The following is a 21,497-nucleotide window of genomic DNA, read 5'->3' on the forward strand; positions in this document are numbered from 1 at the left end:
TCGGCGGGTTCAGCCCGCTCAAGCCGACGCCAGAAACCCCTGCGACAACCCATTGGCACGTGCATCACGCCAGTCGCGATGCGCGCGCGGATCGCTCCACACCAGCAGATGCAACGCCGCCAGCCCGCGCGGGTCGTTGAGCAGTTCCCACTTCTGCGTGTTCGTCAGCTTGGCCGGCCCCTTGAGCAGCGCCGCCTCGACGCGCCCGGCCCGAATCGTGTCGTGCTTCGGATCGTCGTGCGTCGGCGCCACGCTCGCGGCCACCAGCGCATTGGCCATCGGGTCGACCACCGCATCCACGAAGCTCACGTACGAGCGCGCCTCATCGGTGTACTTCTCCGTCATGCGCAGCTCTTTCGGCGGCCACGATTCTTCCGGAATCAGGAACAGGCGCGCCCGCTTCAGCCCGCGTCCCAGCGACACGCGGCTGGAGAACACCGACACCGGAATCGAAATCATCATCGAGCCGACGATCGGCATAAGCCACCAGATGAAATCGGGATTGAGCCAGTACACCAATGCGCCCCAGCCCATGCCGATGATCGTTTGCAGACCGTGACGGCGAATCGCTTCGCCCCAATGCGTCTCGGCGTCCTCACGCGGCGGCGATTTCCATTGAATGGCGATCCCCGTGAGTGCGGCCAGCACGAACTGCGTGTGGAACAACATGCGCACCGGCGCCAGCACCGCAGAAAACACGAGCTCGATGAACATGCTTACCGTCACCGCGAACCAGCCGCCGAAACGCTTCGCGCCCTTCACCCAGATCAGCAGCACCGCCAGAATCTTCGGCAGGAAGAGCAACGTGGCCGTCGCCGAGAACAACGCCAGCGCCCGCTCGGGATGCCACTCCGGCCAGACCGGGAACAACTGCCGCGGCGCCGTGAAGTACTCCGGCACGACAAGCGTGTGCTTGGCCAGTAGACATGTCGACAAAATCAGGAACACGAACCACAACGGCGCGGAGACATAAGCCATCGCCCCCGTCACGAACACGGCGCGGTGCACCGGGTGCATTCCTTCGGCGAGGAACAGCCGGAAGTTCATCAGGTTGCCCTGACACCAACGGCGGTCGCGCTTGAGTTCATCGAGCAGGTTGGGCGGCATTTCTTCGTAGCTGCCCGGCAGATCGTAGGCAATCCATACGCCCCAGCCAGCACGGCGCATGAGCGCCGCCTCGACGAAGTCGTGCGAGAGAATCGCGCCCGACAATGCGCCCTTGCCCGGCAACGGCGCGAGCGCGCAGTGCTCCATGAACGGCTTGAGACGGATGATGGCGTTGTGGCCCCAGTAGTGCGACTCGCCCAACTGCCAGTAATGCAGCCCGGCGGTGAAGAGCGGACCGTACACGCGCCCGGCAAACTGCTGCAAGCGCGCATAGAACGTCTCGCGCCCTGCGGCCAGCGGTGCGGTCTGGATCAACCCGGCACTCGGGTGCGACTCCATCATGCGCACGAGTTTGGTCAGGCACTCACCGCTCATCACGCTGTCGGCATCGAGCACGATCATGTAGCGGTAGTTGCTGCCCCAGCGACGGCAGAAGTCGTCGAGGTTGCCGCTCTTGCGCTTCACGCGGCGCTGACGCCTGCGATAGAAAATGCGGCCGAAGCCACCGACTTCGCGGCACAGTGCCTGCCACGCATCGACCTCGGCCGTACAGTTATCGGCCTCGTTCGAATCCGACAGGATGAAGAAGTCGAATCGCTCGAGCGAATCGGTCTTCGCGAGCGACTCATACGTCGCGCGAAGGCCCGCGAACACGCGGCCAACGTCTTCGTTACAGATCGGCATCACGATGGCGGTGCGCGCATCGGGGGCAATCGGTGCGTCGCCCGCCGCCATCTTCGAGATCATGTGGCGCTCGCCACCGACCAGCAGAACGAAGAAGCCGAAGATCGCGGTCCAGAAGCCTGCCGATACCCAGCCGAACAACAGCACGAACAGCGCGAGTACGGCGAATTCAAGCGGATCGGCCCCGTGATACGGCAACACCGACGCCATGAAGTGCGTGGCGAGTGCGGTCTGCGCGATCATCAGCGCAAGCAGCGTCCAGCGGCGGCGACGCCCCGCCTGCGACCAGCGGCCTTTCGGATCGGGGGCGTCACGCACCAGCGGATCGGGATCTTTGCGCCCCGTGATGGCGCGCCAGAGACGTCCCAGCGGATTGAGCGACCACGGACGCGGCACGAGCGACGTGCGACGCACCGGCGGCGCAATGCGCAGCGTCTCGACACCGCGGACTTCGTTCAAGCCTGCGGCAGCCGCCAGCGAACCGCCTTCCGTGAGCGAAAGACGCGCCGGTTGCGAAGCCAGCACGGCGTCGCTATCGGATTCGATTTCGGCGATATCGGGCACATGCCACGCCGTCGGAGCGACAGGCGACAGCACACCTGCCGGTGAGGCAGTCGCCTGCGTGCCGGCAGCGTCTTGCACTGGCGCGGTCACGGCGTCGCCCTCATCGGCATCGGCGGATTCCATGCCCTCTACGTCCGCAGCAACATCACTCGGCGGCACCACCGCAACCTCCTCACCATTCGCAATGCGAGCGGTGAGCAGACGCTGGATACGGGTCAGCACGTCGAGCGAATCGCCGCCGTCACGCTGTGCCTGAGCCAGCAATGCGCGGCGCTTTTCGGCGGGCAGGGGCAGCCGGTCGACGTAAAGCTCGTCGACCGGGATATCGGAGCGATCGCTCACTCGGGGGGTAACAGGTAGCTCCACGTTTCGGATAGGGTATTGCTGCCGTTGCGCAGATAAGCGCGCATTTCGACGGGTTTCTCGGAATCGAGGCGGCGCATGCGCAGCATGACGCGATAGCCTCCCGTGACGTCATTGCGCTGCGTCTGTACTTCGAGGATCTTGCCGTTGGCGTCGGTCGTTACATTGCCTTCGACTTTGGCGTCGTCCGTCAGTTTCTTGAACGCCGGTCCTTCGAAATCGATGGCGAACAGCTGACTATCGTCTGGTTTTCCCCGGTAGCCATGTCCCCGGCGGCTTTGTGTCACCCACGCCATCGGCGGGCGCTTGTCGTTATCTTTCTGCCACGACAGCTTGTACTCGAACGCATAAGGCTGCTTGGGCTTGGGCGGCGCATCCGGCACCCAATAGGCGACGATATTATCGTTCGTTTCGTCGGGCGTCGGAATCTGCACCAGCTCCACGCGGCCCTGCCCCCACTTGCCCTTGGGCTCGACCCAGGCGCTCGGGCGCGACTCGTAGTGATCTTCCAGATCCTGGTAGCTGCTGAAGTCGCGATCACGCTGCAACAGACCGAAGCCGGCCGGATTCGACAGCGAGAACGACGAGACCAGCAAACGCTTCGGATTGACCAGCGGACGCCAGATCCATTCGCCCGTGCCCGACTGGATCGACAGGCCATCGGAGTCATGCACTTCCGGGCGATAGTCCGGCGCAGGCGGTTGCTGGTTCTCGCCGAAGAAATACATGCTGGTCAGCGGTGCCAGACCCAGCTTGGTCACGTTCTCGCGCAGGAACAACTCGGCCTTCACATCCACGGTCGTATCAACGCCCGGGCGCAGAGTGAAGCGATACGCCCCCGTCGCACGCGGCGAATCGAGCAGCGCGAAGATCGTCAGGTCCTTAGCACCCGGTGCCGGACGCTGAATCCAGAACTCGGTGAAGCGCGGGAATTCCTCGCCGGAATTAAGCGCCGTGTCCAGCGCCAGTCCGCGCGCCGACAGGCCATATGTCTGGTTCTTGCCCAAGGCGCGGAAGTAGCTCGCGCCGAGGAAGACCATGACCTCGTCCTTGTACTTGGGGGTATTTACCGCGTAGTGAATGCGGAAGCCCGCGTAGCCCAATCCGCGCAATTGCTTCGGATCGACCTTCACCGTGCCGAAATCGAACTGATCGGGCGTGTAGCGCACTTCGCGCACGCTGTTACCGATGAGTTCATTGATCTTGACCGGCCGGTCGTAATACGAGCCCTCGTGGAAGAACATCAGCTCGAACGGCAGCTTCTGCGCGCGCCACAGGGCCTTTTCGGGCTTGAAGCGGATGCCGCGATAGCGGTCGTACGTCAGGTTCTGGAGATCCTTGGGCAGGTTCTGATCGGTCGGCTTGTAGCGGCTGTTCGCGAGCGTTCGCGCCTGTTTGGCCACGTCGTCGAACGAGAAAGCGTGCGCCGCGCCCGATACCAGCGCGCAGACACTGAGCATGCCGGCAAGCGCCAGACGCAAGGCACGGTGGGAAATCATGCGGGAAACCGTATTTGGCAGGAATTCCATCGGCAGTGGGGGTAGCGTGTAACGCGCGTACTGACCGTAGCCAGCGTGCGCTGAACGCGCAATTTTACCCGTTCATTTGCCGATTGACCAAAGCTGCACCGGCAAAACCTTCGAAGCGGGCACTCACATTACCCCAATCGTCCGCGCCGTCGCCGATTCAGCGGGGTCACTAATTTGTGACCATTTGTGACTTATATGAAAAACGGGCCGATTTTTACAGTTTATGTACGGTTTTCGTCGCTTCTTTGGCGCTTTCTTCGCCCCCGCGTCGGTGCCACCGATGCGATATCCACGCACCGGCGACGACGTCCCTGCGCTCGTCACCGATTGGCCAACGCGAGCAATCCCCCCAGCGCCATCAACGCGCCGCCGATCGTGCGGCGAACGGCGTGCTGACGGCGAACCATGGCCGCACGCATCCACCCGGCGGAGAAGCCCAGCGCCACAAGGCTGAACCAGGCCCAATGCGCGAGCGACATGAACGCTCCGTAGGCCAGCCCCACTTTCCAGCCCGTGCCGGCGTGCACCACCTGCGTGAACGTGCTGACGACAAACAGGGTCGTCTTCGGATTCAACGTATTGGTGAAAAAACCGGTCCGGAAGGCGCGCCAATGAGAGTGCGCCTCCTGCGCTGTCCCGCCTGGCTTGCTTTCTTGCGTGGCATCCGCCACTGGCGAGCGATCTCGCAGGGTGCGCCAGCCGATATAGATCAGATAGCCCGCCCCGACCCATTTGACGGCGGAGAACAGCCACGGCAGCCGCGTCATCAGCAGGCCAACGCCCACCAGCGTGTAGAAGACATGCACCTGCACGCCCGCTGCAATACCGAGTGCCGCCCATAACCCGGCACGGCGGCCATGCTGCCAGCTCGCGCGCGTGACCATGGCGAAATCGGCGCCCGGGCTGATCACGGCCAGTACTGTGATTGTCATGACGGCCAACAACTCTTGCATGATGAGAACTCACGGATCTGGGTCGGAGACCGCCCCCACGGCGATGCCATCGAAGCCCAGCAAATGAAATTCTGCCGAACATCAGGTGCCTTGAAAAACGATCCTTTCTCACGTCGATACGTGATAATTTCTCACGTATGGACCGTCCCCTGCCCCTGCATGCGCTGCAAGTCTTCGACGTCGCCGCCACCGAGTTGAGCTTTGCCCGGGCGGCGCAGCGGCTGTTTGTGACGCACGGCGCGGTCAGCCGTCAGATACGTACGCTCGAAGATGCGCTCGGCCTGCCGCTGTTCGAACGCCGCAACCGGGCGGTCTTTCTCACGCCTGTGGGAGAGCGTCTGCATGCCACAACGCGGCAGATGTTCGAACAACTGGCACAGACAGTGGCGAACCTGCGGCCAGTGGCCGCCTCGCGCACGTTAGTGGTCTCGTGCGAACCGACATTGGCCATGCGCTGGCTGATTCCGCGTCTTGGCGCATTTGCGCAAGCGCATCCCGACATCGCGCTGCATCTGCATTCGGCAGGTGGACCGATTGATCTGGCGAGCGCGGGCGTGGACGTCGCTATCCGCCGCAATGATTTCTTCTGGGGACATTCGCTCGTGGCCGAGCCGCTCGCCGACGAGTGGATCGGCCCGGTTGGCCTGCCAGCCACCTTCGAGGCGGCACACCCGGCACCGTTGCACACGCGCACCCGGCCACAGGCATGGCACGACTGGCAGCGGGCGATGAAAGCCGAAGGCCATGCGCCGGCATCCGGGCGCTATGGCGCGCGGGCGTCCGGCAGCCCGATACCGCCCTTCGAGCACTTCTATCTGAGTTTGCAGGCGGCAGGCGCAGGCTTGGGCGCGGCCATCGGTTCGGTGTACATGGTGAGCGACGAATTGCGCGCCGGACGCCTCACCGCACCGCACGGCTTCGTGCGCGATGGCTCGGCCTACGTAGCCCTCGCCCGCGAACCGTTCGATGCGAATCCCGCGACACAAGCCTTGTTGACGTGGTTGCGAAGCGCCATGGCCGAGTCCGCCTCAGTGTGGATTAAATCCGTGTGGATTAAAACCGTGTGAATCAACGCCGTGCGCATCGAAGCAGCGTAGATCGAAGCTCACTCGCGCCGGTCGCGTTCGCTTTCACCATGACTCGCGGGTTTCGGCAGACCGCCGCCACCGACCGGCGGCACCGGCACGGGTGACGGCCCGGCTGCGGCACTGGCGGCGTCGGCAGACTGCGCGACCGCTGGCGGCGCGGCGCGCGGCAACATCCTCACGCCACGCCAGTTGCCCCACTTGTAGTAGATGAGCGCCATCACCAGCGACACCCCAAACCCCAGCGGGAAACTCCACCAGATCGCCTCGGCACCCCACGACTTCTGCAACTGCCACGCAAACGGCAGCCGGATCACCCATTGCGAGACGAACAGGATCACCAGCGGCGCCGTGACCGCCCCTGTCGCGCGCACCACACCGAACAACACGATCGTCACGCCGAACAGCACGAACGACCACGCCACCACTGCGTTGATGTGCTGTGCTACCGAAATCGCGTAGCCATCGTCCGGTAGAAACGCGTTCATGAACTGACGGTTGAACAGCAAGATGGCCACCACCAGCGTGCCCGTCATCACGAAATTCAACCCGACGCCAACGCGCCCGATGCGCGAAACCCGGTCCCACAACCCCGCGCCGACGTTCTGCGCCGTCATCGACGACACACCGGCACCGATGGCCAGCGCCGGCATCTGCACATACGTCCACAACTGCGATGCCACGCCGTACGCCGCCGTCGTCTGCGAACCGTAGCCGTTGACGAAGCCCATCATCACCATCGCCAACGACGAGATCACCACCATTTGCAGGCCCATCGGCAACCCCTTGACGACGATCAGCCGCAGCAGTCCGGGGTCGATGCGCAGATACCGCCAGTCCTTGCGCGGCAGCCACAGCGGATCGCGCCGGCGGTAGAGCGTATAGAGCAGCGCCGCAAGGCTCACCGTCTGTGCGATAAGCGTGGCCCCGGCGGACCCCGCGATACCTAACGGCGGCACCGGCCCCCAGCCAAAGATCAGCAACCGGTTAAGCACCACGTCCAACCCGGCCGAGAGCAGCATGAAGCGGAACGGCGTGCGTGCATCGCCCGCGCCGCGCAACGCCATCATCACGAAGTTGTAGAAGTACATCACCGGCAGCGCGACGAAGATGATGCGCAGATAGGCGACGGCAAACGCCCGGGCGTCACTCGGGGTGCCCAACGCGTTCAGCAGCTCCGGCGTGAAGATATAGCCGAACACCGCCACCGCGGTGGACATCAGCACGAAGAACGTCGCACTCGTACCGACGATGCGCTGCGTGAGCACATGATTCTTCGCGCCGATCGACTGGCCGATGAGAATGGTGTTGGCCATGCTGATGCCGAACACGACACCGAGCAGGAAGAACAGCAGGATGTTGGCGTTCGACGCCGCCGTGAGCGCCGATTCGCCCAGATAGTGCCCGATCCACATCGCGTTGATCGACGCGTTGAGCGACTGGAGCACATTGCTGCCGAGCACCGGCAGCGAGAACCAGAAGAGGGTTTTGCCGATCGGTCCGCGGGTGAGGTCTTGTTCGGCCATGGGTGCCCTACTTCGTGTCGAGCTTCACGCCCGCCGCCGGTGTGGGTATCGCGCATCGGTGCGCGCGCAGGTTGTCGAGAAATCGCTCGATCAGCGGCAGGACCTTCGCCTCGATATCGGGATGCCCGTAGCCGAAGCCCGCAAAGTTGTAGTGCGTGGCACCGTCGACCACGGCAAGCCAGTGGCAGCCCGGCGGCAGATCGGCATAGGGCGTGGTGCGCTCCTGCCACTTGCCGTCGAGCGGCGCGTCGCGCGTACCCGTGACCAGCAGCATGGGCTTGCGGATGTCATGCCATGCCCCGGCCGGAAAGATCGGCCCGGGCCCTTGCGGCGAGAGCACCACGTAGCCGTCGAAACGGTCGTCACTGTCCAGCCCGAGCTTGTTCTTGGCGCCGGCTTCGAACATCACCGTCGCCGCGCCGGCCGCATGGCCGAAGAAAACGCTGGGGCCGGTGCGGCATTGCGAGCGTCCCCAGCGCAGTGCCGCACCCGTGTCTTCGAGACGGTCGTCATACACTTCGGGATCCGTAGGAAGCGCCAGCGAACCGTCGCGCATGCCGCCGCTTCGCACGCGATCGCGCAACGCGTCGCGGCCGTTGTCTTCCTTGTGCGCCATGGTGATGGCGAGCCAGCCGTATTGCGAAAGCGCGCGGCCAAGCCACGCCAGCGCGTCACGGTCATCGCCCGCACCGGGGCTCAGCACGGCGAGTCCGTTGCACGCCACGCTGGGACGAAACACATGCAACATGACATTCGCGCCGTCGCTGCGCAACACGCGCTGATCGGTGCCGGTGGCGGCCGACGAAGGCGTAGCGGTAGCGGTAGCGGAACTTGCGGCGGAAACTGAAGCGGCTGAGGAAGCGGCGGAAGGTGACGATGCCGCAGAAGGCGCAGAAGACGCGGAGGCCGCTTTCGGGAAAAGCTTGCCGACGATGGGGGTATCGGCGGCCGTGGCAGTCGTGGGAAACAGAACGGCGGTGCTCACTGCGCAGGTGGAGAACAAGGCGAGCGCGCCGAGCATTGTCCCGAGCGGTCGTCCCACTGTCCAGCGCGCCATTCCGAGCATCCGTTCTCCCCTGATTTCTGGAAGTGCAAAGTCAGGACACCGGTCTCGCGCCGAAGTCCCGCTGCGGCATCACACGATGGGTCATCTTAGCGTGAATTGCCGTGGGGCTCGCATGATTTTTGCGTGTCGGATGCGTGTCTCGCGTGCGCAACGCGTGCGAAGCCTGACGCTTGCGGGTCGCATGACTTCGTGTGCCACCCCGTGCGGCAACGGGGCGCACAGGATGACCGGAATCACGGTAGGGAGAATCGCCGGCCGAGCGCCGACGCATAACCTTCCGGATCGAAGCGCCAGGTCAGCGCAATCAGGGCGAGGTTCACGCCAACGAGGGCCACCCACGCCGGGGTGAAACCACCGGTCAGCGCACGCACCGCGCCAGCGGCAAACGGGGCAAGCGCCGCAATGCAGAAGCCCACGCCTTGCATGAACGCCGCGAGCGCGGCCGCATGACGGGGGTGCGCATGATGATCGAGCGCGAGTACGAGACCGAGTGAGAACGTGCCGCCCAGTCCGAAACCGATGGCGCCGATCCATAGCCACGGCGCCGCTTCGGGGGCGAACACCAGACCAACCAGCCCGGCGAGCGTCGCCACGAGCGCCAGCGTGAGCCACCGGCGTCGGTCGACGTTGCGCCGCGCCAGCCACGGTAATGCCAGCGCCGCGACAACCTGACAGGCCGTCAGCCCAGCGAGCAGCGCACCGCTTTGCGTCGCACTCATGCCCGCCTGCTGATAAAACGGCGGCAGCCACGCGACCATCGTCGTGTAGGTACAGTTGATCAGACCGAAATAGACCGCCAATGTCCACGCGCGACGGTTGCGCAGCAGATCGAGCATGGAAGGCTCACGCGTCGCGGCGCTCGTCACAGGCGTCACATTCACGCGCTTGCCAGGTTCACCATGTTTGCCCAGCAACTCGGCATGACGCGCCGCCAGCGCATCCGAGACTTCAGCCCCTGTCACCGCCGGAACGCCGAGCGGCGCACGCCACCATGCCAGCGCGGCGGCGCCGACCACCGCGAGCCACATCCCCAGCCCGACGCGCCAGTCGCCGGCCAGCGACGACGCCCACGGACTCGCCGCAGCGCCCAGCCCGCCGCCGCCCATGAGCGCCGCCGAATAAATGCCCATCATCGCAGTCATGCGCGCAGCGCTGTAGTTCGCTTTCACAACACCGGGGAGCAACGCCTGAATAATCGCGATGCCGATGCCCGACGCAAGCGCAGTCGCCAGCATGAGCACCGTGTCGTCGGCGACGAATCGCACACCACACGCCAGCGCGAGCGCCACCAGTCCCAGCAGCACGCCGCGCCGTTCGCCCAGCCGCCGCGTCAGGCTACTGGCGGCAAATGCGCCCGCGCCCATGGCGAGCACGGGCAACGAGGTGAGCAGCGCCGCCACCGGAAAACTCATCCCGGTGGCTTCCCGGATCTGCGGCAACAGCGGGCTGATGGACGTGAGTGTCGGGCGCAGCGTCAGGCCGACCGCGACAATCGCAAGCCAAAGCGTCATACCGCCACGCCCTCACGCACAACGACGCGTCCGTTCGCCACCACCCAGCGACGCGGCGCACGCGTGACGATGGCTTGTGCGGCATTCAAGGCATCCACCAGCACCAGATCGGCACGAGCGCCCACGTGCAAACCGTAGTCCTGAAAGCCGCACACCTGCGCGCCCTGATGCGTCACGCAGTCGAGTGCAATGTCGAGCTCGTCGTCGCGGCGCAGGTTGTAGCGCAGTCCGATCATCATGGCGCGCTCCAGCATGTCGGGCGAGCCATAGGGCGTCCACGTATCGCGAATGCCGTCGTTACCGCCCGCGAGCGGCACACCGGCACGGCGGCAAGCCATGAGCGGCGGCACCACGCGCGAGGGCGGCGCCGTCGTAATCAGCGACACACCGGCGTCGGCCAAGCGAGCGAGCAGCGACTCGGCACGCGCGGCGTCCAGTTCCCCCAGACAAAACGCGTGCGAGACGACGACCTTGCCTTGCATGCCGAGTGCCGCAATGCGCTCCAGCATCAGTTCGAACGAGAACACGCCCATCTCGCCCGGCTCGTGCAAATGAATGTCGACGGGGCAGCCATGCTTGTCGGCCAGCGCGAACATCGCGTCGAGCGACTTCGCCGGGTCGCGGTCGATGGCGCACGGATCGAGCCAGCCCAGCACGTCGGCACCACGCGCGAGCGATTCGTCCAGCAATGCGACGGTGCCCTCGCGCTCGAGCACGCCCGATTGCGGGAACGCCACGATCTGCATGTCGAGCGTGTCGGCCAGCGTCTCGCGGGTGGCGAGCACGCCGTCGAGATGGCGCAGCCCGGCGTCGGTATCGATGTCGACGTGGGTGCGCAGACGCGTCGTGCCGGCCGCCAGAAACGCACGGCCGAGCGCGAGCGAGGCGGCACCGGCATCGTGCCCGCTGCTCGCGCGCCACGAGCGCTCGTTGTCGATGCGATCGATCAGGCGCGAACCGCATTCGTTCACGTACCACGGCATGCCCCACGCCGTCTTGTCCAGATGCGTATGTGCTTCCACCAGACCGGGCATCAGCAGCGCGCCCTGCGCATCGATCGACTCCACGCCGCTGGCGGCGGCGGGCGCATCGGGCAACGACGGCCAGATGGCGGCAATCGTCGCCCGGCCGTCGGCCGTGCGTTCGATGCGCACGGCGACGGGTGACCCGTCGAGTGCGCGGGCATTGCGAATTTCCAGCGGTTTCAGACTATCCAGTACTGTCATGAATCAAGTTCCCTGCGCCAGTCCCGGCGCCACATTGCGAGCCCGCGTCAGCACGCTGACGATCACGAACGTTACCGCGTTCACGGCCAGTGCGACGAGCCCCATGTTGATCGATGCCACCGTATCCGGTGCGCCCGGCAGCAACGTATGCAAATTGACGTCGAGCGTCACGGCCAGCGCCAGCACCACGGCGCCCGCCCCGATACCGGCAAACGCGCCGTACTTGTTGCCGAACGGACGCGGCAACAAACTGGCCACGAACGACGGGAACAACTGCGTCAGCAGGCTCGATGCGAACAGCGCCAGCGCGACGAACGTCGCACCACCGCGCAAGACGAAGAACACCGCGACGAGTCCGAAGACCGGCAGCACGCGCTTGGCGAGCTTGGCCACGAAGGCATCGCTGGCGTGCGGTGCAAAGCCGTCGCGATAGACGTTCTTGGCGAGCAGCGTCGACGCATTGAGCAGAATCATCGAACCCGGCACCAGCGCGGTCAACACCCCGACGCCACCGATCACACCGACGAACCACGGCGAGAACGTCTGCTTCACGATGCGCAGCAACGCGAGATCCGAATCGGCGCCGGTGAGCCCCGGCACTTGCAGAATCGCGGCAAAGCCCACGAAGAACATGAACGCGATGACCATCTGGTACAGCGGCATCAGGATCGTGTTCTTGCGCACGGCCGTCTCGCTCTTCGCCGCATACACCGACGTGAAGACGTACGGGTACAGGTAATAGCCCAGCGAGGTCAGCAGAATCGTCGAGTTGTACCAGGACAGCGTGAGGCCGCTCGTCGGCATTTGCAGGAAGCCCGGACGCGCCGCTTCGATACGGTCGAACATTTCGCCGAACCCGCCGAAGTAGTGCAACGGCAGATAGATGCCGAGGAACACCGCGATCACGAGAATCAGGATGTCCTTGTAAATCGCAATACTGGCCGACCCGTGAATGCCCGACACCGTGATGTAGAGCACCATCGCGATGGCACCGCACCAGATCGCGACCGTCGGCGTAATCGTGCCGTACGACGCTTCGGACACGATGATGCCCAGCCCGCGCAACTGAATGATCAGCAACGCACTCATGCCCAGCACGGCGACCAGCGACACCACCACGCCCAGCGCCCGCGAGCGGTACGCCGTGGCGAAGAAGTCAGAGAACGACACGCAGTTGTGACGTGTGGCGTGACGCCATGCCGCCGGCAGCATCCAGTAGCCGAGCAGGTAAGCGAGCGCACCGTACGCGAGGATGTAGAACGCGGGCGGCCCCTTGCTGTAGGCCCAACCGCTCGCGCCCAGAAACGTGAACGTCGAGAAGGCCTCGCCGGCCATCAGCAGGAACACCAGCAGCGTGCCGAAGCCACGCCCGCCCACGGCCCATTGCTCAAGGCTCATCTTGCGGCCGCGGCGTGCGCGCAGGCCGATAAACAAGGCAAAGGCGAGAAACGCCGCAATCACGGTGAGGGCGGCATTCATGACGCGGCTCCCGGGGCCTTCTGGCCCTTGGCGGCGGACACCGCGCTGGCACGGTCGGCCGCAGCGGCCTCGCGTGAACCGTCAAAGCGGAACATCACCACCATGACAACCGAGGTGAGCAGCAGCCAGACGATGTTCCATGTCATCAGGAACGGCAGACCGGCGAGCCGGGTGCCCACATGTTCGGCGAGCCAGCCGCCGCTGTAGAAGGCCGCAATAGGCAGCGCGGCCAGACAATGTACGAGTTTCATGACGTCTCCAGACCCAAACAAATCCAAGGGGGATGGCCGCTGTCGTGCGGCTCGATGGTTTTAGCCATAAAATGGTTAACCATTTTTGTTGACCATTATCGGCAGTGCGATGCCAAAATGCAAGGTCACGGGGGCGGCAAGGGGCAAACCGAGGGTTTTCCGCAGACGAACAAGCGAGCGGAAGCGACGGGTACAATGCGCCCCACAGACACGTCTGCCGGGGCTTTGCTGGCGCGAGGACGTAAAGAATTTCCCGGCGATTCGCCGCTGAGTCCGCCGCTGAACTCGCCGCCGGGTCCACGGCCGGGTTCGCAGGTTCGCATTTCGATTCATGAGGAGGGTTGGTTTGAGCCGCACCGCAGAGGCCCACGAGGCACCGGCAGAAGATTCCCTCAGCGCCGGGAGCGCGGGACAGCAAATCGAGGCACGGGTGTATGCCGCCATCTCGCAAGCGTTGCTCTCAGGCAAGCTGCGCCCGGGCATGCCGCTGCGCGAGCGCAACCTCGCGCAGGCGTTCGACTGCACTCGCGGGGCGGTGCGCAAGGTGCTCGCCCGGCTGGGCTTCGAAGGCAAGCTGGTGCTCGAACCCAATCGCGGCGCCTTCGTGCCGCAACCCTCGCTTGACGACATCCGCCAGACTTACCGCGCCCGGCGCGTGCTGGAAACCGGCGTGATCACGAGCGTTTGCGGTCAATTGAGCGCGGTGCAGCTCGCGCAGCTCGACGCGCACGTGGCGCAGGAAGCCGACTCGCATGCGCAGGGCACACATGAGCGCTCGATCCGGCTCGCTGGCGAATTCCATCTGAAGTTGATCGACACGGCAAACAGCGCCGAGCTAGAAGCCTTTGCCCGTCAGTTGGTCGCGAAAACCGAGCTCTACAAGGCGTTGTTCGACCCGGCGGAGTTCATCCATTGCGCGCCCACCGAGCATGCGCAACTGGTGGCACGTCTTCGGGCAGGCGAAACGCAGGCGGCGGTGGCATTGGCGACAGCCCATCTGGACGAGCTGGAAGCGCGCGTACTCACCCGGGCAGCGGCCGCCGAGACCCCCGACTTCCACGCGATCTTTGCCGAGGCATTCGCCAACGCCGCGGTGCGCTGAGCGACGACACCCGGCACCGACGCGCGCTGCCGACTGCCCGTTGGCGCCCCGGCAGCGGTCCAGTGGCGTGTCTATGCCTGTTTCACGGCCCGCTGACGCCCGTCAAGCAAGGCGCAACAATCCCACCACGACGCACGGGTCACGTCGCACACCCGGCGCAATCGGGGTATATTTCGCCTCAACCCGATCCCCCTATCCACGGATTCACGGATTCACGGATCCCCCCCGCTTGACGCAAGAAGCCCGAAGGAAGCCCATGTCCCATCTGGTAGTCCACGGCGGCCAGCCCCTGCGCGGCCGCATCACCCCCTCCGCCAACAAGAATGCCGTCCTGCCGGTGCTGTGCGCCACGCTGCTCACCGACAAGCCGGTGCGGCTCATCGGCGTGCCCGAGATTACCGACGTTCGCAAGATCCTCGACATCTTTCGCCAGCTCGGCAGCGATGTCAGTGTCGACTTCGAAGCCGGTACGCTCGACGTGCATCACCTGAATACGAAGTTCGACCCGCGCACCGACCATCTGCCGGAAGAGATGCGCTCGTCGATCATGCTGGTGCCGCCGCTGCTCGCGCGTTTTGGCGTCGCACGCATCGAAGACAACATCAAGGGCTGCACGCTGGGTGTGCGCGAAATCGATCCGCACATTGAAGTGCTGCGCCACTTCGGCGGACGCGTCGAGCGCACCGAAGGCTCGCTGCTCATCCACGCCGACAGCGCCCGCCCGGCGATTCACCACTGGCTCGACTACGCGTCGGTGACCACCACGGAGAACTTCGTGCTGTGCGCCGCCTCGGCCAACGGACGCTCGCAGTTGAACAACGCGGCGTCGGAGCCGCACGTGCAGGAGTTCTGCCGCTTCATGCAGATGCTGGGCGTGCCGATCGAAGGCGTGGGTACCTCGCAACTGGCCATCGAAGGCGTGTCGAGCTTCGGCGGCGGTGAATTCCGCTTCTCGGAAGACTTCCACGAAATCACCACGTTCCTCGCGCTCGGTGCGATTACCGGCGGCGAGATCACCGTCAAGAACACTGCCCCGAGCAGTTTCCGCTGATCGACCGCACGTTCGCCAAGTTCGGCGTGAAGGTGGAGCATCGCGACGGTTGGTCGACCGCGACGGCCCAAGGCCCGCTCAAGGTGCAGACGCCGTTCACGAAGAACATTCTGACGAAGGTGGAAGCCGCGCCGTGGCCGTATTTCCCGGTCGACCTGCTGCCGATCTTCATCGCGCTGGGCGTGAAGGCCGAAGGCAGTGCCATGTTCTGGAACAAGGTCTACGACGGCGCCATGGGCTGGTCGACGGAGTTGTCGAAGTTCGGCGCGCACGTGTTTCAGTCCGACCCGCACCGCCTGATCACGTTTGGCGGCATTCCGCTCTCGCCGGCGGTGGTCGAGAGTCCGTACATCATTCGGGTGGCGATTGCGCTGCTGATGGTGGCGTCGAGTATCGACGGCCAATCGACGATCAAGAATGCGTTGCCGATCAAGCGCGCGCATCCGCGCTTTGTCGAGAACCTGTGCTCGGTCGGCGCCAACGTCGTGTGGACCGAACCGGAATAAGGTTTCGACCGGGGATCGGCAGGGCAAGAAAGCCGGCGTCCGGCCCCCCCGGGGGGGCCGGGCTCGCACAGAGCAGCGCGCCAACGGCAAACGACCCCCCGATCGCCTGCACGCCGGTCATCGCTGCGGCGAACCCGACGGCTGACCTTACCTGAGTCGCTATTGCCAGACGGCACGACACCTTTGCCCGACGGCATGTGATGTTTGCCTGACGGAAAAATATTTGGCGTGCGCGGCAAAACGCGCCACATCCCCCCGGTACGCCGGATCGAATGTGAAAGAATGACGGCCATCATGAGCGATCGCCCCCTGCCCTTGCCGCCGTCCGGCACAGTTCATTCCACGGCTGCTGCACGCCGTGCCGGCACTCCATGGTCCGCCTCCGCCCATGCCCGCCAGTTGTCCGGCGCGCGCGTGCTCGTGGTCGACGACAATCAGGAAGACCGCATGCTGCTGATGGATTTTCTCAGCCAGCAGGGCTGCCGGGTCTACATCGCGCAAGACGGCCGAGATGGCTACACCAAGGCGCGCACCGTGCAGCCCGATCTCATCCTGATGGATATCCGTATGCCGGTCTGCGACGGCCTCGGGGCCTGCCGCCTGCTCAAAGCCGACCCCGGCACGCGCCACATTCCCCTGATTTTTCTCACTGCCGCCGCCCTGCCGGGTGAGCGCGTCGCCGGGCTCACGGCGGGCGCGGTCGATTATGTGACCAAGCCTTACGACTTCGAAGAAGTGCGCCTGCGTCTGTCGATTCACCTCAAGGCCAATGCGCCCGCGCCGGCCGCCACGCCCCCCACGGCAGTGCCCGCCGCCGCCGTGGCAGCGATCGCCCCCGAAGCGCCGTTGCCTGTGCAAGCCCACACGCTCGATGCCGTGCTTTATCGCGCCACGCGCGCGCTGCTGCTGGGTCAGCTCGACGTCACGCCGGAACTGGCGGGACTGGCCAACGCCGTCGGCACCAACACCCGGCGGCTGAATCTGGCGTTTCGCCGTTGCGTGGGCGTGACCGTCTTCGACTTTCTGCGTGAAGAGCGCATGAAAGAAGCGCGCCGCCTGCTGACGGAGACCTCGCTCGACGTGCAGGACATCGCCAGTGCCGTGGGCTTTGCCAGCGCGGCCAACTTCGCGACCGCGTTTCGCGAGCGCTTCGGCATGCCGCCCAGCGGCTTTCGCGAACGCGGCGCACACACGGCGCCCGATACACAAGACACGCAAGACACACGCGCCGGTGATGCAGCGCCCGGGGCCGCACCGGGATCGTCGCAATGACCGCTGCGCCTGCGGGAAGCCCGGCGCAAGGATGGCGGCGGGCGGTGTGGGCCATCGTCATGCTGCTCGGCTGGCTGACGTTCGCGCACGGTGCGCTGGCCACCACGCCGGTCTCAACGTCGTCAACGGCATTGCCATCGCCATCGACATCCCCATCCCCGTCCGCCATCGATATCGCCGACGCGGCGTCGCCGCTCAAGCTCGACAAGCAGTTGCGCCTGCTGGTGGACCCTTCGGCCAAGCTCGACGCGGCGCAAGCGCTCGCCGCCCCCGGCTGGCGCGACGTCACGCCCAAGATGCTCAACCCCGGCTACAGCGAGTCGGCGTTCTGGATTCAGGGGGTCGTCGATAACCCCAGCCACCAGCCGGTCACCCGCTGGCTCAGCATCGGCATCGTGCGGCTCGAAGACGTGCGCTTTTACGCGATGCCCACCGGCACCACGCAACCCACGATCACGTGGCTCGCGGGCCACACCGTCCCACTGTCCCGGCATCCGATACGCTCGGAAACGTCAGTCTTCCCGATCTCGCTGGCCCCCGGCGAAAGCCTGACGTTCGCCATTCGCGTGCAGACCCGATCGTCGGTCAGCATCGTGCCGCAACTGTGGGTGCCGGACGACTTCCGCCGCATCGAATCGCGTAACGCCATGGTCGCGATGCTGTTGGCCGGCTCGATGCTGACCATTGCGCTGTACACGCTCGTACTCGGCATCGCGCGGCGCGACATCGTGTTCACCCTGCTCGCGCTCACCACGCTCACGCAGGTGGCGCAGGACATGGCGTTTCAGGGCTTCATCTACCGCTACCTCCTGCCGCAGGGGGGCGAATTCATCGTCCGTGCGCCGAGCCTGTTCTCGACGCTCACGGCGGGTGTCTTCAGCGCCATGGTCGTCATCTTCTCGGGCCTCAACCGAGTGCGGCTCTGGCGGTGGGTCTATCGCGCCATGATCGCGATCATGGCGTGCATGACCGTCTGGGTGGCGTTCGGTGATCATCGCGCGGCGGCTTTCACGCACCTGCAACTGCTCAGCGTCTTCAACGTCGTCTGGGTCGTGTCGATGCTCGATGGCTGGCGTCGCGGCCTCAATAACGCGCGGCTGTGTCTGCTCTCGTTCTCGCCGGGCTGTGTGGTGTTGTTCTGGCGGCTGGCCATCATCCGAGGCCTGTTGCCGGAAGACTGGCTGGCCAACACGGCCATGGCATGGAGCACGAACCTGTCGGTGCTGATCATGCTGTCGGTCATCGTGGCCGGGCGTTCACGCGAATTGGAACGCAAGCAGCGCGCTGCCCGGCAGGAAGTACTGGAAACACGCCGCGAAGAACAAGCACGGCTCGCCAACGCCGTCGATTCGCGCACGCGTGAGCTACAGGCCGCGTTGATCGCCGCCGATGAAGCCAGCAGCGCCAAGAGCGACTTCCTTGCGCGCATCAGCCACGATCTGCGCACGCCGCTCACGTCGATCATCGGCTTTGCCGATCTCGTTCAGGCGGGCGGGCGCGAAGACGCCGACCGGGGCCGCATCATCCGTCGCAGCGCGCATCACATGCTCGCGATGATCAACGACCTGATCGAGTACGCGGGCGGTGGCGCAGCCGACGCCCTGCATGTCGCCCCCGTCTATACCCACGCCTTCATCGACGGCGTCGCGCAGGAGGGCATGAGCCTCGCGCGCAAGCACGGCAATGCGTTCCTGCTTGATATTCGCGCCACGTTGCCGCCGTTGCTCACCCTCGATGCCAAACGGGTGAGGCAGGTACTGGGCAACCTGCTCGACAACGCGGCGAAGTACACCGCCGACGGCACCATCACACTCACGCTATCCGCATCGCCAGACATCACGCGACGTGATTTGGTCCACGTGTGTTTCGGTGTCGAAGACTCGGGTTGCGGTATCGCGAAGGAAGACTTGTCGCGTGTATTCGAACCGTTCGCGCGACTCGACCGTGCGCGGCGGCTGCCCGGTGTCGGGCTGGGTCTGGCCATCGTGCGGCAATGGGTCGAGCGCATGAAGGGCACGATCTCCATCGACAGCACGCCCAACGTGGGCACGCGCGTAGCGTTCACGCTGCCGCTACAGATCGCGCACGAAGGCGATCTCGTGGCGCAGTCGCTCGCAGGTGCCACGCATGCACTCCCCTCGCTCGACGGCACCGGACATCACATCTGGCTGGCGGAAGACTCCCCTGAGATCCGCCAGTTTCTGCATGACGAACTGGCCAGTCTGGGCTTCACCGTGAGCACGTTCGGCGACGGCGTGGCGCTGATCGCCGCACTGGGCAATCCGCTCGAGATGGCCCCCGATCTGGTGCTGACGGATCACATGATGCCGAACGCCGACGGGCTTAGCGTGGCGCGCGCGGTGCGCCGTTATTGGCCCGGCATGCCGGTGTTGGCCATTTCGGCGTCGCCGCAGGTGGTCGCGTCCGACGGCGGCTATACCGCCTGTCTGCTCAAACCGATTGAACTCGCCGACCTGCGCAACACGCTCGCCCGTTTGCTCGACCTGCAACGCGATGACGTCCGGGCCCCGGCGCATGACGATACCGGCGCCGACTTCGTGCGCCCGCCGCCCGAACATCTGCAACAGGCCCGGCAGTTGATTGCACTGGGCGCCATTACCGACCTGATGGACTGGGCCTGCGGGTTGAGCGAACAGGCACCGCAGTTCGATGGCTTCGCGCGTCAAGTGCATCAATTGGCCCAACGCGGCGATCTGGCCAGTCTCGAAGCGTTGTGCGAAGCCTGACGCGCCAGCGCGCCACACGGTAGGCGGTAGACATCGCGAAAAAACAAAAACGGCACGCCGGGTAGCGTGCCGTTTTCGTTTCGTTTTCGTGTCTTGCCGATCGCGATGCGTCGAGAACCGTCAATCTCTGAGCGGCTTATGCGCGGTCTCGCGTGCAGCGAAGAGCGCGATGGCGGTAATCGCCAGCGCCGCCGTCACGTAGAGCGACACCGATACCGTCGTGCCGAACTCCTTGTACAGACTCACGATGATCAGCGGCGCAAAGCCCCCGCCGAGAATGCCCGCGAGCGTGTAAGCCAGCGACGATCCGGCATAGCGCACGCGTGTCGGGAATTGCTCGGTGACAAACGCCGCCTGCGGCCCGTACATGATCGCGTGAATCACCAGCCCGATCACCACCGACAACACGATCAGTGCGGGGCTCGCCGTATCGAGCAGCACGAAGAAGCCGTACGCCCAGATCACCGCGCACAACACGCCGAAGCCATACACCGGGCGGCGGCCGAGCTTGTCGGAAAGCGCCCCGAACAGCGGCACCGTCAGCGCGTTGAAGGCCGTACCGATCAGCACCGCTGTGAGCGCGAGCGGACGCGACAGATGCAGCGTGCCGGTCACATACGTCAGCGTGAAGACGACCATCAGCGCGTAAAGCACATCCGAACCGATGCGCGAACCACCGGCCACCAGCAGGTTGCGCCAGTGCGAACGGAACACATCGGCAATCGGCATTTCTGCCTGACGATCCGAGTGCGCCATCGCTTCGAACATCGGCGTTTCTTCAACCCCGCGACGCACCCACAAGCCAAAGGCCACCAGCACCAGACTCAGCAGGAACGGCACGCGCCAGCCCCACGAGAGGAAATCTTCCGGCGAAATCGCCAGCGTGATGAGCGCAATCAACCCCGTGGCCAGCAACGTGCCGAACGAGGGTCCGACCTGCGTCCATGAGGCGTTCAGACCGCGCTTGCGCTGATCGCCATGCTCCACCGACAGCAGTACCGCACCGGCCCATTCGCCGCCGAGCGCCACCCCTTGCACGAAGCGCAGCGCCACGAGCAGCACCGGACTCCAGATACCGATCGACGCGTACGTCGGCAGCAACCCCATCAGGCCGGTTGTCAGCCCCATCACCACGAGTGTGAGCACGAGCACGGCGCGGCGGCCGATCTTGTCGCCGAGGTTGCCGAAGACCATGCCACCCAGCGGGCGCGACACATAACCGACCGCATACGTCGACAACGCCAGAATCGTGCCCGCGAGCGGATCGACCGACGGGAAGAACAGATGGTTGAAGACCAGCGCGGCGAGCGTGTTGTAGACCGTGAAGTCATACCATTCGAGCGTGGTACCGACCATGCTGGCCGTGGCGAGACGGCCCTTTTTCGACCGTTGCTTGCGCGCCTCGGCAGCGGCGGCGTCACCGTCGTTGCTGCGAGTGTCGCGAGCGTCCGTGTAAGTTGTCATGTGTGTCTCCG

General features: G+C 65.0%; 14 protein-coding genes and 1 pseudogene. 5 read left to right on the forward strand and 10 right to left on the reverse strand.

What is annotated here, in order from left to right; translation table 11 throughout:
- Positions 1-18: 18 nt before the first annotated feature.
- From mdoH to AT302_RS22900, 3 genes are all read right to left on the reverse strand, one after another.
- Positions 19-2,697 (reverse strand): glucans biosynthesis glucosyltransferase MdoH, encoded by a 2,679-nt coding sequence (mdoH, locus tag AT302_RS22890; protein ID WP_058375978.1) that lies wholly within the window; start codon positions 2,695-2,697, stop codon positions 19-21.
- A complete protein-coding gene (locus AT302_RS22895; protein WP_058375979.1) occupies positions 2,694-4,217 on the reverse strand; it encodes a glucan biosynthesis protein G in 1,524 nt (507 codons plus the stop codon). Before AT302_RS22895 ends, mdoH begins: the two co-directional genes overlap by 4 nt.
- A 350-nt stretch (positions 4,218-4,567) precedes the next feature.
- Entirely contained in the window at positions 4,568-5,200 is a 633-nt protein-coding gene (locus tag AT302_RS22900) for a LysE family translocator (RefSeq protein ID WP_058375980.1), read from the reverse strand.
- Between the two features lie 137 nt (positions 5,201-5,337).
- On the opposite strand from AT302_RS22900, the gene AT302_RS22905 reads away from it, so the two are divergent.
- Positions 5,338-6,267 (forward strand): LysR substrate-binding domain-containing protein, encoded by a 930-nt coding sequence (locus tag AT302_RS22905; protein ID WP_218918973.1) that lies wholly within the window; start codon positions 5,338-5,340, stop codon positions 6,265-6,267.
- A 38-nt stretch (positions 6,268-6,305) separates the two neighbouring features.
- Here AT302_RS22905 and AT302_RS22910 read toward each other — a convergent pair whose 3' ends face one another.
- The 6 genes from AT302_RS22910 to AT302_RS22935 all read right to left on the reverse strand — a co-directional run bounded on the left by AT302_RS22910 (position 6,306) and on the right by AT302_RS22935 (position 13,344).
- Complete coding sequence (locus AT302_RS22910) at positions 6,306-7,811, reverse strand: MATE family efflux transporter (protein WP_084656410.1); 1,506 nt, start codon at positions 7,809-7,811, stop codon at positions 6,306-6,308.
- A gap of 7 nt (positions 7,812-7,818) precedes the next feature.
- Positions 7,819-8,868, reverse strand: a complete 1,050-nt coding sequence (locus AT302_RS22915) for an alpha/beta hydrolase family protein (protein WP_157125857.1) — start codon at positions 8,866-8,868, stop codon at positions 7,819-7,821.
- 242 nt (positions 8,869-9,110) lie between these two features.
- On the reverse strand, positions 9,111-10,388 hold the full coding sequence (locus AT302_RS22920) for an MFS transporter (RefSeq protein ID WP_058375982.1): 1,278 nt from the start codon (positions 10,386-10,388) through the stop codon (positions 9,111-9,113).
- Positions 10,385-11,614, reverse strand: a complete 1,230-nt coding sequence (locus AT302_RS22925; RefSeq protein ID WP_058375983.1) for an amidohydrolase family protein — start codon at positions 11,612-11,614, stop codon at positions 10,385-10,387. Before AT302_RS22925 ends, AT302_RS22920 begins: the two co-directional genes overlap by 4 nt.
- Positions 11,615-11,617: 3 nt before the next feature.
- The gene (locus AT302_RS22930; RefSeq protein ID WP_058375984.1) at positions 11,618-13,093 is read right to left on the reverse strand and encodes a sodium:solute symporter family protein; all 1,476 of its coding nucleotides are present in this window, start codon (positions 13,091-13,093) and stop codon (positions 11,618-11,620) included.
- Positions 13,090-13,344 carry a DUF3311 domain-containing protein gene (locus tag AT302_RS22935; RefSeq protein WP_058375985.1) on the reverse strand — a complete coding sequence of 85 codons (255 nt, stop codon included), beginning with the start codon at positions 13,342-13,344 and terminating at the stop codon, positions 13,090-13,092. Before AT302_RS22935 ends, AT302_RS22930 begins: the two co-directional genes overlap by 4 nt.
- Before the next feature lie 346 nt (positions 13,345-13,690).
- Between AT302_RS22935 and AT302_RS22940 the strand changes: the two genes are divergently transcribed.
- The 4 genes and pseudogenes from AT302_RS22940 (at position 13,691) to AT302_RS22955 (ending at position 20,022) form a co-directional block, all read left to right on the forward strand.
- Complete coding sequence (locus AT302_RS22940; RefSeq protein ID WP_237171999.1) at positions 13,691-14,446, forward strand: GntR family transcriptional regulator; 756 nt, start codon at positions 13,691-13,693, stop codon at positions 14,444-14,446.
- Positions 14,447-14,702: 256 nt separating this feature from the next.
- Positions 14,703-16,003: pseudogene (locus AT302_RS22945) on the forward strand (UDP-N-acetylglucosamine 1-carboxyvinyltransferase).
- A 447-nt stretch (positions 16,004-16,450) separates the two neighbouring features.
- The gene (locus AT302_RS22950) at positions 16,451-17,275 is read left to right on the forward strand and encodes a response regulator transcription factor (protein WP_237172214.1); all 825 of its coding nucleotides are present in this window, start codon (positions 16,451-16,453) and stop codon (positions 17,273-17,275) included.
- Entirely contained in the window at positions 17,272-20,022 is a 2,751-nt protein-coding gene (locus tag AT302_RS22955) for a hybrid sensor histidine kinase/response regulator (RefSeq protein ID WP_157125858.1), read from the forward strand. The genes AT302_RS22950 and AT302_RS22955 overlap by 4 nt, the downstream gene beginning before the upstream one ends.
- Before the next feature lie 120 nt (positions 20,023-20,142).
- Here AT302_RS22955 and AT302_RS22960 read toward each other — a convergent pair whose 3' ends face one another.
- Entirely contained in the window at positions 20,143-21,486 is a 1,344-nt protein-coding gene (locus AT302_RS22960; RefSeq protein ID WP_058375986.1) for an MFS transporter, read from the reverse strand.
- Between the last annotated feature and the right edge of the window lie 11 nt (positions 21,487-21,497).

Origin of the sequence: Pandoraea norimbergensis, assembly GCF_001465545.3 — a bacterium.
Taxonomy (GTDB): Bacteria; Pseudomonadota; Gammaproteobacteria; order Burkholderiales; family Burkholderiaceae; genus Pandoraea; species Pandoraea norimbergensis.

Excerpts from the sequence above, each read along its gene's own strand:
- AT302_RS22925 (WP_058375983.1), bottom strand. The coding sequence starts at position 11,614 with ATGACAGTACTGGATAGTCTGAAACCGCTGGAAATTCGCAATGCCCGC.
- AT302_RS22900 (WP_058375980.1), bottom strand. The coding sequence starts at position 5,200 with ATGCAAGAGTTGTTGGCCGTCATGACAATCACAGTACTGGCCGTGATC.
- AT302_RS22960 (WP_058375986.1), bottom strand. The coding sequence starts at position 21,486 with ATGACAACTTACACGGACGCTCGCGACACTCGCAGCAACGACGGTGAC.
- AT302_RS22930 (WP_058375984.1), bottom strand. The coding sequence starts at position 13,093 with ATGAATGCCGCCCTCACCGTGATTGCGGCGTTTCTCGCCTTTGCCTTG.
- AT302_RS22895 (WP_058375979.1), bottom strand. The coding sequence starts at position 4,217 with ATGATTTCCCACCGTGCCTTGCGTCTGGCGCTTGCCGGCATGCTCAGT.
- AT302_RS22935 (WP_058375985.1), bottom strand. The coding sequence starts at position 13,344 with ATGAAACTCGTACATTGTCTGGCCGCGCTGCCTATTGCGGCCTTCTAC.
- AT302_RS22920 (WP_058375982.1), bottom strand. The coding sequence starts at position 10,388 with ATGACGCTTTGGCTTGCGATTGTCGCGGTCGGCCTGACGCTGCGCCCG.
- AT302_RS22955 (WP_157125858.1), top strand. The coding sequence starts at position 17,272 with ATGACCGCTGCGCCTGCGGGAAGCCCGGCGCAAGGATGGCGGCGGGCG.
- AT302_RS22910 (WP_084656410.1), bottom strand. The coding sequence starts at position 7,811 with ATGGCCGAACAAGACCTCACCCGCGGACCGATCGGCAAAACCCTCTTC.
- AT302_RS22915 (WP_157125857.1), bottom strand. The coding sequence starts at position 8,868 with ATGGCGCGCTGGACAGTGGGACGACCGCTCGGGACAATGCTCGGCGCG.
- AT302_RS22950 (WP_237172214.1), top strand. The coding sequence starts at position 16,451 with ATGCTGCTGATGGATTTTCTCAGCCAGCAGGGCTGCCGGGTCTACATC.
- AT302_RS22905 (WP_218918973.1), top strand. The coding sequence starts at position 5,338 with ATGGACCGTCCCCTGCCCCTGCATGCGCTGCAAGTCTTCGACGTCGCC.